Below are 14,928 nucleotides of genomic sequence, written 5' to 3'. Positions count from 1 at the left end.
GGCGAGGAGCCGACAACACCCAACCTCCGCACCCTTTTGTCAACCACTTGACCCCCCCCCCCCCCCCCCGTCCCCCCCCCCCCCCCCCCCCGCGGTGACTCAGTCCAGGGGCAGGTTGAGCAGGGCGTTCTCGACCAGCTCCGGCATCGCCGGGTGGATCCAGTACTGGCCGCGCGCCATCGAATGCGCGTCGAGGCCGAAGCTCATCGCCTGGATCAGCGGCTGGATCACCGACGACGCCTGCGGCCCGATGATGTGCGCGCCGAGCAGCTGCCCGGTCGCCGGGTCGGCGAGGAGCTTCGCGAAGCCCGTCGTGTCTTCCATCGCCCAGCCGTACGCGATCCCGGCGTAGTCCTGCTTCGAGGTCACGTAGGAGACGCCGAGCTTGCGCGCCTTCTGCTCGGTGAGGCCCACCGAAGCGACCTGCGGGTGGGTGAACACCGCGTGCGGCACGAACCGGTGGTCGGCCTTGATCCGCTCGTCCGGGTGCAGCAGGTTGTGCTGCACCACGCGGGATTCGTGGTTCGCGACGTGCTTCAGCTCGTGCGGCGAGGAGAGGTCGCCGAGCGCGTAGATGCCCTCGACGACGGTCTCCTGGTAGTCGTCGACCACGACGTGCCCACTGTCCATTGTGGTCACTCCGGTGGCGGCGACGTCGAGCAGGTCCGAGTTCGGCTTCCGGCCGGTGGCGACCAGCAGCAGGTCGGCTTCGACGGTCTCGGCGCCCTGCGGTCCTTCGAGGTCCAGCGCGACGCCGTCGGCCGTCTTTCGCGCCCGCACGGTCTTGCGCTCGAGACGGACGTCGAAGCGTTCCGACGCCAGTTCGGTGAAGCGCGCGCTGACGTCCTCGTCTTCGCCGCGCAGCAGCCGCGCGGACCGGTTGACCAGCGTGACCCGCACCCCGAAGGACGCGAAGACGTGCGCGAACTCGGCCGCGATGTACCCGCCGCCGAGGATGACGATCCGCTCGGGCAGCTCGTCGAGCCGCATCACGGTGTCGGAGGTGTGGTAGCCGGTGTCCTCGATGCCGGGGATCTCCGGGATGACCGGACGTCCGCCCGCGGCGAGCACGAACTTGTCGGCGGTGAGCACCTCGTCGGCGCGGCCGTCGGTGAAGCTGACGCGCAGTTCCTTGTGCCCGGTGAAGCGGCCGGTGCCCTCGTAGACGTCGACGTTCTTGTTGTCCTCGTGGCTGCGGCGGTACTCCGCGCCCCCGGCGGCGATCGGGTCGATCCGGCCGAAGATGCGGTCGCGGATGTCGCGCCAGCGCACGCCCTTCAGCTCTTCGTCGACGCCGTACTTCGCGCTGTGCGAAGGCGTGTACGCGACGTCGGCGGCGTACACGAACATCTTCGTCGGGATGCAGCCGACGTTCAGGCAGGTGCCACCGAAGGTGCCCTTCTCCACGATCGCCGTCTTCTTGCCGGCGAAACCGGGCCCGAGGATCGAGTTCCCCGATCCCGTCCCGACGATCACCAGGTCGTAGTGGGGCACTGCATCCTCCGCGGGGGTTCGGTCCGGTCGATTCACCCTAGCCAACCGCCTGCGCGAAGCGGGTGTTCCCGGCTGTGCTTAACGTCGTATTACGTGCTCAGTGGCCGTTGCCGGTGAAGTGCATCCGGTCCTTCGGGCTGGTCCAGGCCCCGCCCCAGCTCCACCCGATCGCCGCGAACGCCCGCACGGTCGCGTCGCCCGCCAGGACCATGCCCGGACGGCGATTCGCGCGGTCCAGGTAGGCCGACGCCAGCTCGGGCAGCACGAGCTTGCCCTGGGTGTAGGGGTTGCAGAACGGGTTGACGTCCACCGCGAGCCCGTAGGCGTGCGCCGACCAGGACGTCTGCCCGCGGGCCGGGCGGCAGACGAACGCGCTGGTCGAGTTGCCGTCGCCGGTCGGCGGCGCGGTGAGCTGGGCCGGGCTGGTCACGCGCATCTCCTCCAGCGGGAAGCGCGCTGCGAACAGCTGTCCGAAGACTTTGGTGATCCCGGCGGCGCCGGCCGTGTTGACCAGCATTTCGCCGGTGTGCGCGCGGCCGTCGAAACCCCAGAACGACATCGTCAGGTAGCGCAGGTCGGTCGCCTTGACCGGGCAGGCGGGCTGCCAGGTGCTGCGCGCGAGGACGGCGGCGGGCACCGCGCTGATCGTCGAGGCGTACCGGCCGCCCGACGGGGGCGGAAGGAGGTCTTTTGTCGGAAGTGCCCGGTTCACCAGTTCGGGTGGTGTCGGTTCGACCGCGCCGAACCCGTCCGGGCCGACGGGGAGGGGCCGGGCACCCACCTGCCAGGTGACGGCGGGCGCGCTGGACGGCTTCGGCGGCGCCGAAGTCACCGGAGCGGGGGGTTTGGACACGGTCGTCGAGAACGGCGTCGCGGCCACCGGCTGCGGCGTGGAGGGGACTTCCGACGTGCAGGCGCCCAGCGTGAAGGCCATGACCGCCCCGGAGACCACCGCCGCTGTCCGTCGCATCCGTCCAGCCTGACAGAAGCGTTGGGTGAGCGCGGAGTCCACCCGTTTCAGTGACACCGTTTCGGGCCCACTCCGATTAGGGTATTCAGCGCCACTCGTTCACGCACCGGAGTCATCCGGGTGCCGAGTGTTCTGTCTTGTGCTGCTGTGAAGAGGGGAACGTCCCATGTCCGTGAAGTCCCGTCGATCCCTGCTGCTCGCGTGCGGCGCGTTCCTCGCGGTTACCGCCGTGGCCGTCCCGGTGGTCGTCGGCACGGCGTCGGCGGACCCGGCGTCGGCCAACCAGCCGCGGATCGTGGGCGGCGACAAGGCGTCCCTTTCCGACCACCCGTACGCGGTCTACCTGACCGACGCGGGCGGCAACCAGTTCTGCGGCGCGGTGATCGTCAGCTCGACGGCGGTCGCGACGGCCGCGCACTGCGCCAAGGCGGTCTCGAAGCAGGACGTCCGCGTGGTTGAGGGCCGGGAGGACAAGCGGACCGACGACGGCGAGGCGCTGAGCGTCTCCAAGATCTGGATCAGCACCGGGTACAACGACCCGACGCAGGGTGACGACATCGCCGTGCTGACCGTCCGCGGCCAGCTCGACTACCGGCCCGCGAAGCTGCCGGACAGCGAGGACGTGTACCGCACCGGCACCAAGGCGACGGTGCTCGGCTGGGGCCGGGTCGCCGACGGCGGCGCCCGCTCCGACTACCTGCGCAGCGCCCAGGTGCCGCTGGTCTCGGACTCGGAGTGCAGCGCCGACTACAACGTCTACAACAGCAAGTCCATGCTCTGCGCCGGGTACGCCGACGGCGGCATCGACGCCTGCCAGGGCGATTCGGGCGGCCCGCTCGTCGTGGGCGACACGCTGATCGGGATCGTCTCGTTCGGTGACGGCTGCGGCAAGGCGGGCAAGCCGGGTGTCTACACCCGCGTCTCGGCCTACGTCGACGACATCCGGGCCCAGGCCAAACAACGCCTCTTCTGAGCGTGGTAAGCAGGGGTATGCCGACCCTGCACGACGCGTCCGGACCCGAGCTCACCGCCGCCCAGCTGCACGACATCCTCCGCCTGCGCGTGGACGTGTTCGTCGTGGAGCAGAAGGCCGCCTACCCCGAGCTCGACGGCCGTGACCTGCGGCCGGACACCCGCCACCTGTGGTTCGAAGACGCCGGCGGCGTCACTTCGTACCTGCGGGTGCTCGCCGACCCCGGTGGTGTCCGCCGCATCGGACGGGTGGCCACGGCCGCGACCGCCCGCGGCCAGGGCCTCGCGGCCCAGCTGATGGACGCGGCCCTCACCACCCCCGGCGAGTACGTCCTGGACGCGCAAACGTACGTCCAGGGCTTCTACGCGCGCTACGGCTTCGTCGCGGAAGGCGCCGAGTACACCGACGAAGACGGCATCCCGCACATCACGATGCGCCGTCTCCCGCGGTAAGGTTCAGGCGGTCGCGCCCCGCGGCGCGGTCGCCGTGATCACCTTCACCGCACGGTCCACATCGGACTCCGTGAGGTCGGCCCGCGCGGTCAGCCTCAGCCGGGAAACGCCGTCCGGCACCGACGGCGGCCGGAAGCACCCGACCCGGATGCCCTGCTCGGCACACGCCGCCGCCCACGCGACGGCCGTCTCCGCCGAAGGCGCCTGGATCGAGATGACGGCGGCGTCCGGCACACTCGCCTTCAACCCCGCCGCCTTCAGCGACATCGCGAGGTTTCCCGCGTTCTCGAGGACCTTCTCCGCCAGCCCCGGCTCTTCCTTGAGCGCGTGCAACGCGGCCAGCGCGGCGGCTGCGCTCGCCGGCGCCAAAGCGGTGTCGAAGATGAAGCTGCGCGCCGTGTCCACGAGGTGCTTGATCACCCGGCGCGGCCCCAGCACCGCGCCGCCCTGCGCGCCGAGGGACTTCGACAGCGTCAACGTCGTGACGACGTCGGGCGCGCCCGCGAGCCCGGCCGCGTGCACCGCGCCACGGCCGCCTTCGCCGAGGACACCGAAGCCGTGCGCGTCGTCGACCAGCATCGCCGCGCCGTGCGCACGGCAGATCCCGGCCAGCTCGGCCAGCGGGGCGAGGTCACCGTCGACCGAGAACACCGAGTCCGTCACCATCAGCGCCCGCGGCTTGCGCCGGGTCGCGAGCGCGTGCTTGATCGCCGACGGCGACCCGTGCGCGACCGCCGCGACGTCCGCGCGCGACAGCCGACAGCCCTCGATCAGCGACGCGTGGATGTACTTGTCGGTGACGATCGCCGCTTCGGACCCCGAAAGCGCCGTCACCGCGCCGAGGTTCGCGGCGAACCCGGAGGAGAAGACGAGCGCCGCCTGCGTGCCGCAGAACCGCGCGAGCTCCATTTCCAGCTCGGTGTGCAGCTCCGTCGACCCGGTGACCAGCCGGGACCCGGTCGAGCCGGCGCCCCAGCGGAGCGCGGCGGCCGCGGACGCCCCGGCGACCCGCTTGTCACGGGCCAGCCCGAGGTAGTTGTTGCCGGCCAGGTCCAGCTCGTCGCTCTGCGCGGGACGCGGCCGCAGCTGCCGCACGAGCCCCGCGTTCGCCCGCTTCTCCGCCTCGGTGTCGAGCCAGTCGAAAACCTCTTCGGGCGGGAGCGTCGGCGGCGTAGTCACGTCCCGCAGTCTCGCATCCGGGCCCGGCACAACGGGGAAGCGGGCCCGGAAACGCCGGAAGCCCCGGACCACGAGGGTCCGGGGCTTCCGAAGGGAAAACTCAGCTGTCGTAGCCGCGACGCGGGCCACGGCTCGGGCGGCCGTAACCGCCGCCGTTGCCCGAGCGGGGCTGACGGCCGCGGCCACCGAAGCCGCCGGGACGGCCTTCGCGGTGGCCGGAGCCTTCGCGGGAACCCTGGTGGTACCCGCCGCGGTCGCCCCCGCGGTCACCACGGTCGCCGCCGTAGCTGCTACCACCACGGTCGCCGCCGCGGTCACGGTCACCGCGGTAACCACCGCGGCTCGAGCCGCCGAAGCCACGGTCGCCGCGGAAGCCACCGCCGCCGCGACGCGGGTTCTCGCGCCGCCGCTCGATGACCGGCTCGCCGCTGGGCTCGCGGGCCCCGGTGATGCGCGACAGCGCGTCGTCACCCGGACGGACCATCGTGGACTCGGCGCGGACGCCGGCCCGGTCGGTCATCCGCTTGACCATCCGGCGCTGGTCGTTGGTGACCAGCGTGACGACCACACCGGACGCGCCGGCGCGCGCCGTGCGGCCCGCGCGGTGCAGGTAGTCCTTGTGGTCGGCCGCCGGGTCGACGTGCAGCACCAGCGAGATGTCGTCGACGTGGATGCCGCGCGCCGCGACGTCCGTGGCGACGAGCACCGGCGAGTGGCCTTCCTTGAAGTCGGCCAGGACGCGGTTGCGCTGCCCCTGCGTCTTGCCGCCGTGCAGGGCCTGCGCGTTGACGCCCTGCTCGCGCAGCCGCTCGGTGAGGCGGTCGACGTGGTGCTTGGTCCGCACGAACATGATCGTGCGGCCCTCGCGGGCGCCGATCTGCGTGATGATGTCCTGCTTGTCCTGGTGCGAAACCTGGAGCACGTGGTGGTCCATGGTGTCGACGCTCGCGGTCGACGGCGCGACCGAGTGCGTGACCGGGTCGCTCAGGTACTGGCGCACGAGCCGGTTGACGTCACCGTCGAGCGTCGCCGAGAACAGCAGGCGCTGCCCACCCGGCGGGGTGAGGTCCATGATCTCGCGGACCTGCGGCATGAAGCCCATGTCGGCCATCTGGTCGGCCTCGTCGAGGGCGATGAAGTTGCAGTCGCCGAGGTGCGCGGTGCCCTGGCGGACGTGGTCCGACAGCCGGCCCGGGGTGGCGATCAGCAGGTCGACACCGCGGGAGAGCGCATCGGCCTGGCGGGTGAAGGCCATGCCGCCGACGGCGGTGCGGCACCACAGGCCGAGGGACTTGGCCAGCGGGGTCAGCGAGTCGGCCACCTGCATGGCCAGCTCGCGGGTCGGGACCAGGATCAGCGCGCGGGGGCGCTTCGGGCGGGCCTTGCCGCCGTCGAGCCGGGCCAGCATGGCCAGGCCGAAGGCGAGGGTCTTGCCGGAGCCGGTCTGGGCGCGGCCCAGCACGTCGCGGCCGGCCAGCGCGTCCGGGATGGTCGCGGACTGGATCGGGAAGGGGGTGGTGATGCCCGCCTCGGCCAGCGCGCGGAGCAGCGGCTCCGGCAGGCCCAGCTGGGCGAAGGTCTTGGTGGCCACGGTCTCGACCGCGTCGTCGCGCAGCATGTCCCCGCCGGCGGGCCGCTGGCGCGGCTTGCGGTCGGGACGGTCCGCGCGCGCGGACGTCGAGGACGGACCGGAGTTGAACGTGACTGTCACAAATGCCTCTCGGACGTGGTTCGTCGCAAGGAGGCCCGGGCTCCCCGCGCGCAGGCAGGGCAAGATGGTGTGCGGTGGGCGTTCACAAGGACGGACCCGGCACACTGTGTCTTGCGCTTTCCGACACTGCGCGCCGCTGGGGGGTTACGGATCACCGCGAGCCATTCGGTGGCTCTGGAGGCGACGGACACCAACTCATCCACGCCGCCGGTTGCGGTCTGTACATACTGTACCCGAGCCGGAGCTGGGACTACGCATCGAGGTCACCGGTTGTGGGCGGCGTCGCAGACGTGTTCCGCGCCACATCCGCGCCGCCGCCCCGCGATCACCCGAGCCCGGCCGTCGCCACCAGCTCCGCCAGCAGCTCATCGGTCCTGGTGACGTCCTCGCCGAGGCCCCGGCCGTGGAACCAGCCGGCCAGGTTGCGCACGTCCCGCGCCAGGAACTCGACCCCGCCGGGGTTGGCCACGACGTCGACCACCTGGGGCAGGTCGATCACCACCAGCCGGCCCCGGTGCACGAGCACGTTGTACGCCGAGAGGTCGCCGTGGGCGAGCCCCTCGGACGCGAGCAGCTCGAGCGCCGCGGTCGCCTGGTGCCAGAGGTCTGTGAGTTGCTCCGGGTCAGGGCGTGCCTGGGCCAGCCGGGGTGCGGCCGTCCCGTCGTCCTCGCCGACGAACTCGAGGAGCAGCTCGGTGCCGTTGCGCTGCACCGGGTACGGCACCGGCGCGCCGAGCGTCCACAAGCGACTCAGGGCGGCGAACTCCGCGACGGCCCACTGTTCGGCGATGAGGTTGCGGCCGAACGCCGTGCGGTGCTCGATCGCGCGCATCTCGCGGGAGCGGCGCATCCGCCGCCCTTCGAGGTACCCCGCGTCGCGGTGGAACAGCTTGTGTTCGTCGCTGCGGTAGCGCTTCGCGGCGAGCAGGGCTCCCGGCGTGCCGGGCAGGCCACGCCGCAAGAGGTGGACATCGGCCTCCTTGCCGGTCTTGAGGACGCCGAGGTCGGTGTCGACCGCGGCGAGCTCGGTGACCACCCAGTCCGGCCGGGGGAGCGGGCCGTGTTCGGCGTCGTCCCAGGTGGACCAGCGGTCGGCGTCGTCGGGCAGCTGGTTTTCGGTGTAGGCGTCGTCGCGCAGCTTCGCGAGGCGGACGCGTTCGCCTTCGGTCAGCCGCCCGCTGCGGGTGGGTTCGGGGTCGTCTTCGAACCGCGCCGTCCGGCGGCGGGTGGTCCGGGGGTCTTCTTCGCCGAGCCGAGCCCGGCGGCGTCCGCTGCCGGCCGGACGGTGTTCGTCGAACAGGTCGAAGTCTTCGAAGTCGTGCTGGCGCACTGGTGGGGTTCTCCTTGGTCAGGGATGCCCCACCGGGCGCGTGGTCAGCCTCGGGGGGCGGGTGGGCGAGGGCGCGGAAGGGCCCGGACAGTCATCACGAGTCGCACCTCCTGCTCTTCCCACTCCGGCTCCCTGCCGGATGCGCTTCAGCTTGCCGGACCGATCCGGGGCCGCGCAACCGAATAGCACGAACGGACCGTTCGTGCCCTTTCCTTGTATTCGGCCCGCCGCCGTGGTCACGATGAACGGGCAAGCCGAGCGAGGAGGGGCGGATGGATTCCTACGACGTCGTGGTCGTCGGTGGTGGTCACAACGGGCTGGTGGCGGCCGCGTACCTGGCGCGGGCGGGCCGGTCGGTGCTCGTGCTCGAACGGCGGGGCGAGACCGGCGGCGCCGCGGTGTCGTTCCGCGCGTTCGACGGGGTCGACGTCCGGTTGTCGCGCTACTCGTACCTGGTCAGCCTGCTGCCCAAGAAGATCATCGCCGACCTCGGCCTCGACGTGCGGCTGAAGCGGCGCCGGATGTCGTCCTACACACCCACGGGCGACTCGGGTCTCCTTGTCGACACCGGCGACGACGCCCGGACGGCGGCGTCGTTCCGCGCGCTCACGGGGTCCACAGCGGACTTCGCGGCGTGGCAGCGGTTCTACGAGCTGACCGGGCGCGTCGCCGAACGCACCTTCGGCACCCTGACCGAGCCCCTGCTGTCCGAAGTGGACTTCCGGGACCGGGTCGGCGACGAAGAAGCGTGGTCGACGCTGTTCGAGCGGCCGATCGGCGAGGCGCTCACGGCGTGGTTCGGCGACGACACCGTGCGCGGAGTCGTGCTCACCGACGCGCTGATCGGCACGTTCGCCCCGGCCGGCGGCGCGGACCTGCGGCAGAACCGGTGCCTGCTCTACCACGTGATCGGCAACGGCACCGGCGACTGGGACGTGCCGGTCGGCGGCATGGGCGCGGTCACCGGTTCGCTCGCGGCGGTGGCGGCCGCGGCGGGCGCGCGCCTGGTGACCGGCGCGGAGGTGCTGTCGCTCGACCCGGACGGCGAGGTGCGCTACCGCCGTGACGACACCGAGCACGTCGTGCGGGGCGGGCACGTCCTGGTGAACGTCGCGCCGGCCACCCTCGCGCGGCTGCTGGGCGAGGAGCCGCCGGAGCGGCCCGAAGGCGCCCAGCTGAAGGTGAACATGGTGCTGTCGCGGCTGCCGAAGCTGCGTGACCCGGCCGTCGACCCGGCCGAGGCGTTCGGCGGCACGTTCCACGTCAACGAAACCTTCGGCCGGCTGGAAACGGCGTACCGCGAGGCGGCGGCGGGGCAGATCCCCACGTTGCCGCCGTGCGAGATCTACTGCCACTCGCTGACGGACCCGTCGATCCTGGGCCCGGCCGAGCGCGCGGCCGGCGCGCAGACCCTCACCCTGTTCGGCCTGCACATGCCCGCGCGGCTCTTCGAAGGGCGCAACGAGGAGGCGCGCGAAGCGGCGTTGCGCGCGACGCTGGCTTCGCTGAACAGCGTGCTGGCCGAGCCGATCGAGGACTGCCTGCTGACCGGGCAGGACGGGAAACCCTGTGTGGAGGCGAAGACCCCGCTCGACCTGGAGGCCGAGCTGGGCCTGCCGGCCGGGCACATCTTCCACCGGGACCTGTCCTGGCCGTTCGCGGAAGATCCAAGCCAGGCGGGCAGGTGGGGCGTCGAAACGGCGCACGACCGCGTCCTGCTGTGCGGCGCGGGCGCGACGAGGGGAGGTGGTGTCAGCGGCATTCCGGGCCACAACGCGGCGATGGCGGTGTTGGGCCTTCCCGGTCGGTGATCCCCATTTGTTTTCCATGCGGCGGATATCCGGTCCGCGGGGTCAACGACTCCCGGCCGCCAGCTCCCTCCGGAGATCGCCGAGGGTGCGTGCGGCTCACCGCGCACTGCCGCGTGCCACTTCAAGATCGACCGCGCAATGGGCGACTGGCTCACCACGCCGTGACGCGGGGTTCGCGCCGCCCGAAAGGGTCAACCACCGTGCTCGGCGCACAGGCAGCCGACGCCCGGCTCGATCCACTCCTGCCCGGCCCACTCCGGGTGCCGCTCCAGCAGCAGGGCCCGGACTTCCGCGACGATCTCCGCCTGCGCCATCGCGGAGTCGCGTCGTCGCCAGGTCTCGTCGCGCAACTCGCGCAGGTAGTCGCGGACGTCGGTGAGCACGGCGCCGCCGCCGACCTCTCCGTGACCCGGGACCACCACCCGCGGCTCGGCCGCCACCAGCCGGTCGAGGACCGTGAGCCAGCCGATGCCGGAGACGTCCGCGTCGTGCGGCGGGAACCACGGGAAGATCGCGAACTGCCCGGTTTCGGCCAGGTCGCCGGTGAACAGGACCCCGGCGTCCGGCACCTCGACGACCTGGTCGCCCTTCGTGTGGCCGCGGCCGGTGGGGCGCAGCCGGACCGTCCGGCCGCCGAGGTCGAGCTCGTGCGTGCCGTCGTAGACGACGTCGGGCGCCGGCACCCGGACGCCGTCGAGGCGCCGGGCGATCACCTCGCCGATGCCGCGGAACATCTCCAGGTAACCCGCGCCCTTGGTGCTCAGGTCGTCGGCCTGGGCGCGGTTGACCAGGTAGGTGGCTTCGCCGGCGAACACCTGCGCGCCGAACGCGTGCTCGGGGTGGAAGTGCGTCGTGGTCAGATAAAGACGACGGCCCTTCGCCACTTCGGTCGCGAAGGCGAGGACCTCCGACGCGTTGGCGGTGCCGATGCCGGTGTCGACGACCAGGACGGCGTCTCGGCCGCCGACCACGCCGATGTTGGGCACCAGGTCGACGTGGTCGTTCGGGATCACGAGCAGGTCCGGGGCGAGCTCGCGGGCGCCGCCGACGCGGACGGCGGGATCGGTCGGTTCGGTCATGCCCCGATTCCACCGCCGGGGTGGCGCTCCCGTCCAAGACCGGTTGTGCGGAGCCGATACCCGGCGAATATCGTCGCCGGTCATGGAGCTACGCACGCTTCGGTACTTCGTGGCGGTCGCCGAGGAACTCCACTTCGGGCGTGCCGCCACGCGGCTGCACATGAGCCAGCCGCCGCTGAGCCGGGCGATCAAGCAGCTGGAGGCGGACGTCGGCGCCGCCCTGCTCGTCCGGTCCGCCGCGGGGGTCGCGCTCACCCCGGCCGGGGCCGCCCTGCTGGCCGAAGCGCGGGCGCTGCTCGACCACGCCGACCAGGCGCGGGTGCGCGTGGCCGCCGCGGCCGGCGCCGCGACGCTCACCGTCGGCCTCCTCGCCGACAACGCCGACCCGGGCGCGACGCGCCTCGCCGACGCCTACCGCCGCCGGCACCCCGAGGTCGAAGTCGTCGTCCGCGACACCGACCTGACCGACCCGACCTGCGGGCTGCGCGCCGGGCTGGTCGACGTCGCCCTGACACGCGGGCCGTTCGACGAGACCGGCCTGACCGTCCGGCAGCTGCGCGCCGACCCGGTGGGCGCGGTGCTGCGCGCCGACGACCCGTTGGCCCGCCGGGAAAGCCTGGTGCTGGCGGACCTGGCCGGCCGCCGCTGGTTCCGGTTCCCGGACGGCACCGACCCGGTCTGGCAGGCGTACTGGCACGGCGGTGAACCCCGCGACGGGCCGGTGGTGCGCGCCGTGCAGGAGTGCGTCGGGGCCGTGCTCTGGAACGGCACCGTCGGCCTGATGCCGCTGGGGCACCGGCCGCCCGGGGAGCTGGCCGTCGTGCCGCTGACCGACCTGGCGCCGAGTCCGGTGGTCGTCGCGTGGAAGGACGCCGGACCGCTGGTCAGGTCGTTCGCCGGGCTCGCGACGGCCGCGTATCAGACCACCGGCGGACGCCGGACGTCGTAGAGGTCCCAGTCCAGCTGCCAGAACGCGTCGATGCCGTGCTCGCGGATGTACTGGCGCTCGGTGTCGTGCACGGGGTAACAGCCGGCGATGCTGATCGGCGGGCCGCCGAGGTCGATCAGCGTGTACTGGTGCGCGTCCAGGCCCGCGGGCGCCGAGACGGCGAACGCCGTCATGCCGGACTCCGGCGCGATCGGCTGCCCGAAGTCGATGGTGTCGCCGTAGACGAACGGGCAGGTGCCCCGCAGCTGCTCGGCGAGGTAGCCGATGGCCAGCGCCCACACCGGGTCGTCGGACCGGACGCTGATCCACAGCTCCGGTCTCACGCCGTGCCAGTCGGGGTGGTCGGCCAGCGAAAGCCCGTACGTCGCGCCGGTCAGGTAGCGCGGTTCCGGCTCGTCGGCGTAGACGAACGCGATGACGTCGTCGAGCTCGGGATGGGTGGACGGGATCGGCTGCAGGCGGGCCTCGGTGTCCCCGGTCAGGGTGTCGAGATGGGCGAAATACCGCTCGGCACGGCTCGGCATGGCGCGCAGCATACGACCCGCCCGTCGAGCCGCGGTGGTGCGCCGTTGGCCCGGGCGCGGCAGTTTCGGGCAGGGTGGGGGACATGCGAGTGCTCGTGATCGGAAGCGGAATCGGCGGCGCGGCGACGGCTTGGCACCTGGCGGGCCGGGGCGCGGAGGTGGTCGTGGCGGACGCGGCGCGCCCGGGGACGGCCACCGAGGCCGGCGCCGGCATCGTCAGCCCCTGGACGTCGCGCTGGGAAGACGCGCTCTACCCGCTCGCGGCGGCCGCGGGCCGGTACTACCGCGAGTTCACGGCGGAGGTCGAGGACTCGTCGTTCGAGGTCGTCGGCGGGATGATCGTCTCGGCCGACGAGGCCGAGCTGGCCGAAGCGCACGCACGCCTGACGGCGCGGGCGGTGGACGCGCCGGAGATCGGCGAGATCCGGCGGCTCGGCCCGGACCAGGCCCGCGAGCTGTTCCCGCCGCTGGCGCCCGGGCTGAGCGCGGTCCACCTGGCCGGCGCCGGCCGGGTCGACGGCCACCGGCTGCGTCGCGCGCTGCTGTCCGCCGCCGAGCGCCGGGGCGCGAAGTTCGTCGAGGGCGAGGTCGCCTTCCGGGCCGACGGGACGGTCGCGAGCCCGGCCGGCCCGCTGGAGGCGGACAGCGTGGTGGTCGCGGCCGGCGCGTGGAGCCGGGAGCTGCTGGCGCCGCTGGGCGTCGACCTCCCGGTGACGCCGCACCGCGGCCAGATCAGCCACTTCGACCTGCCGGACACGGACACGGCGGCGTGGCCGGTGGTGCTGCCCCGCACCAGCCACTACCTCCTGGCCTTCGGCGGCGGCCGCGTGGTGGCGGGCGCGACCCGCGAGGCGGAGGCCGGCTTCGACTACCGCGTGACGGCGGCCGGTCAGCGCGAGGTGCTGGACAACGCGCTGACGGTCGCCCCGGGCCTGGCCGACGCGACCTTGGCGGAGACGAGGGTGGGCTTCCGCCCGGGCACCCCGGACGGCTTGCCGATCCTCGGCCTGCTGCGCCCGGGCCTGGCGGTGTCGACGGGCTTCGGCGCGGGCGGGCTGACGAACGGGCCGTTCGCGGGAAAGCTGGTGGCGGCGCTGGCGCTGGGCGAGGACCCGGGCTTCGACCTGAGCCCGTTCGCCCCGGACCGGTTTTGAGCGAACTCCGCCTTCGCCGCGCGACGGAGTCGGACATTCCGGCATTGCTGGCAATCCTCGACGGCGCGAGCGTCTGGCTCGGCGGGCGGGGGACCGACCAGTGGGCGGGTGCCCGCTGGCGCGCGGACGAGCTGCGCCCGGACCTCGCGACGGGCGGGTTGCGGGTGGCTGAGAACGGCACTTTCCCCGCGAAAGAGGCGTGCTCCGGCGACCCCGTTGCGACCATCACCCTCGGCGAAACGCCCGCCTCCCATTGGCGGCCCGAGGACGACCCCGCTTCCGCGCTCTACCTCAGCCACTTCGCCGTCGACCGGGCTCTCGCTGGGCGGGGCGTCGGTGCCTGGTTGCTCGACAAGGCCGCCAGGGAAGCCGCGCAGCGCGGAAAGCGGTCGCTGCGGCTTGACGCCTGGACCACCAACACCCGCCTGCACGCGTACTACCGGAGTCAGGGCTTCCGGCTCGTGCGGATCGCCGCGGACAGCCTCTCCGGCGCCCTCTTCGAACGGGCCGTCAGCCCTCCGTGACCAGCTCCAGCGCGTGGTCGCCGGTGCGCTCGACCGTCAGGCCCGCCTTCGTGATCACCTTCACCAGCTGGTCCACAGTGGACGGTTCCGCCCGCGTCTCGGCCAGCACCCGCGCCAGGCGGCCCTTGTACGCCTTGTTGAAGTGGCTGACCGTCACCCGCTCGCCGCGGGCGTTCTCCGTCACCACGCGGACCGTCACCGCGTCCGGGCGCAGCTTCGCGAACGCCGAATACGTGCCCGACCGCAGGTCCACCACCAGCCCCTCGACCTGCTGCAGCACCGGCTCGAGAACCGGCTTCCACAGCCCGCGGACCGTCCCGACCGACGGCAGCGCGTTCCCGCCCGACAGCCGGTACGCCGGGATCGGGTCGGTCGCCGAGACCACCCCGAACACCGACGACGTCACCGCCAGCCGCCGGTGCGCCTTCGCCAGGCCCGCCTTCGTGAAGCTCTTCACGTCCAGCGCGTCGTACAGCACCCCGGTGTAGCGGCGCAGCGCCGGCATCGTCGGCGACGACCACAGCTCCGCGTTGCGCGCGACCTCCCCGGCCTGGCGCTCGGTGATGCCCAGCGCCGCGATGCTGGCCGGGACGTCCTGGGCCAGCTCGGCCAGCGCGTCGACGAGCTTCGCGCGCGTCGGGTTCAGCTCGGGGAACGACAGCGCGCCGAGGTCGAGCGCGCCGCCGCGGCCGCCGTCAGCCTTGGTTTCGGAAGGGGGGAGGAGCACCAGCACGCATCGAGCGTAAATCGGGGTGCGCGGCCGCCGTCGCCCGGCCTA

General features: G+C 72.7%; 14 protein-coding genes. 6 read left to right on the top strand and 8 right to left on the bottom strand.

Translation table 11 applies throughout. The annotated features are described in order from the left end of the window. Positions 1-99 precede the first annotated feature (99 nt). Positions 100-1,494 carry a mycothione reductase gene (locus tag ACZ63J_RS41700; RefSeq protein ID WP_465439910.1) on the bottom strand — a complete coding sequence of 465 codons (1,395 nt, stop codon included), beginning with the start codon at positions 1,492-1,494 and terminating at the stop codon, positions 100-102. Positions 1,495-1,591: 97 nt separating this feature from the next. Next, positions 1,592-2,464, bottom strand: coding sequence for a M15 family metallopeptidase (locus ACZ63J_RS41695; RefSeq protein ID WP_465439908.1), 873 nt, complete (start codon positions 2,462-2,464; stop codon positions 1,592-1,594). Between the two features lie 166 nt (positions 2,465-2,630). Between ACZ63J_RS41695 and ACZ63J_RS41690 the strand changes: the two genes are divergently transcribed. Further along, positions 2,631-3,437 (top strand): S1 family peptidase, encoded by an 807-nt coding sequence (locus ACZ63J_RS41690; RefSeq protein WP_465439906.1) that lies wholly within the window; start codon positions 2,631-2,633, stop codon positions 3,435-3,437. Positions 3,438-3,454: 17 nt separating this feature from the next. Beyond that, a complete protein-coding gene (locus ACZ63J_RS41685) occupies positions 3,455-3,889 on the top strand; it encodes a GNAT family N-acetyltransferase (RefSeq protein ID WP_465439904.1) in 435 nt (144 codons plus the stop codon). Between the two features lie 3 nt (positions 3,890-3,892). Here the strand turns inward: ACZ63J_RS41685 and ACZ63J_RS41680 are convergent, their stop codons facing one another. The 3 genes from ACZ63J_RS41680 to ACZ63J_RS41670 all read right to left on the bottom strand — a co-directional run bounded on the left by ACZ63J_RS41680 (position 3,893) and on the right by ACZ63J_RS41670 (position 8,109). Further along, positions 3,893-5,068: an 8-amino-7-oxononanoate synthase gene (locus ACZ63J_RS41680; protein ID WP_465340317.1), complete on the bottom strand. Its 1,176-nt coding sequence runs from the start codon at positions 5,066-5,068 to the stop codon at positions 3,893-3,895. Between the two features lie 100 nt (positions 5,069-5,168). Then, positions 5,169-6,779 (bottom strand): DEAD/DEAH box helicase, encoded by a 1,611-nt coding sequence (locus tag ACZ63J_RS41675; RefSeq protein ID WP_465340318.1) that lies wholly within the window; start codon positions 6,777-6,779, stop codon positions 5,169-5,171. 325 nt (positions 6,780-7,104) lie between these two features. Then, complete coding sequence (locus ACZ63J_RS41670) at positions 7,105-8,109, bottom strand: serine protein kinase RIO (protein WP_465439902.1); 1,005 nt, start codon at positions 8,107-8,109, stop codon at positions 7,105-7,107. Positions 8,110-8,381: 272 nt separating this feature from the next. Here ACZ63J_RS41670 and ACZ63J_RS41665 point away from each other — a divergent pair, with 272 nt between their 5' ends. Further along, complete coding sequence (locus tag ACZ63J_RS41665; RefSeq protein WP_465439900.1) at positions 8,382-9,920, top strand: phytoene desaturase family protein; 1,539 nt, start codon at positions 8,382-8,384, stop codon at positions 9,918-9,920. A 191-nt stretch (positions 9,921-10,111) separates the two neighbouring features. Here the strand turns inward: ACZ63J_RS41665 and ACZ63J_RS41660 are convergent, their stop codons facing one another. Continuing rightward, on the bottom strand, positions 10,112-10,999 hold the full coding sequence (locus tag ACZ63J_RS41660; protein WP_465439898.1) for an MBL fold metallo-hydrolase: 888 nt from the start codon (positions 10,997-10,999) through the stop codon (positions 10,112-10,114). An 82-nt stretch (positions 11,000-11,081) separates the two neighbouring features. On the opposite strand from ACZ63J_RS41660, the gene ACZ63J_RS41655 reads away from it, so the two are divergent. Next, the gene (locus ACZ63J_RS41655) at positions 11,082-11,948 is read left to right on the top strand and encodes a LysR family transcriptional regulator (protein WP_465439896.1); all 867 of its coding nucleotides are present in this window, start codon (positions 11,082-11,084) and stop codon (positions 11,946-11,948) included. Here ACZ63J_RS41655 and ACZ63J_RS41650 read toward each other — a convergent pair. Then, a complete protein-coding gene (locus tag ACZ63J_RS41650) occupies positions 11,918-12,472 on the bottom strand; it encodes a suppressor of fused domain protein (RefSeq protein WP_465310702.1) in 555 nt (184 codons plus the stop codon). The two genes, ACZ63J_RS41655 and ACZ63J_RS41650, sit on opposite strands and share 31 nt — an antisense overlap. A gap of 83 nt (positions 12,473-12,555) precedes the next feature. Here ACZ63J_RS41650 and ACZ63J_RS41645 point away from each other — a divergent pair, with 83 nt between their 5' ends. Together ACZ63J_RS41645 and ACZ63J_RS41640 are read left to right on the top strand one after the other, a co-directional pair. Further along, positions 12,556-13,626: an NAD(P)/FAD-dependent oxidoreductase gene (locus ACZ63J_RS41645; protein ID WP_465340325.1), complete on the top strand. Its 1,071-nt coding sequence runs from the start codon at positions 12,556-12,558 to the stop codon at positions 13,624-13,626. Between the two features lie 44 nt (positions 13,627-13,670). After that, positions 13,671-14,150, top strand: a complete 480-nt coding sequence (locus tag ACZ63J_RS41640; RefSeq protein WP_465439893.1) for a GNAT family N-acetyltransferase — start codon at positions 13,671-13,673, stop codon at positions 14,148-14,150. Here ACZ63J_RS41640 and yaaA read toward each other — a convergent pair. Further along, entirely contained in the window at positions 14,137-14,883 is a 747-nt protein-coding gene (gene yaaA / locus ACZ63J_RS41635) for a peroxide stress protein YaaA (RefSeq protein ID WP_465340328.1), read from the bottom strand. The genes ACZ63J_RS41640 and yaaA overlap by 14 nt on opposite strands. Between the last annotated feature and the right edge of the window lie 45 nt (positions 14,884-14,928).

It is taken from the genome of Amycolatopsis sp. NPDC104863 (assembly GCF_055582965.1).
The sequence above is the reverse complement of the archived record's forward strand: the minus strand, read 5'-3'. Positions and strand labels throughout refer to the sequence as shown.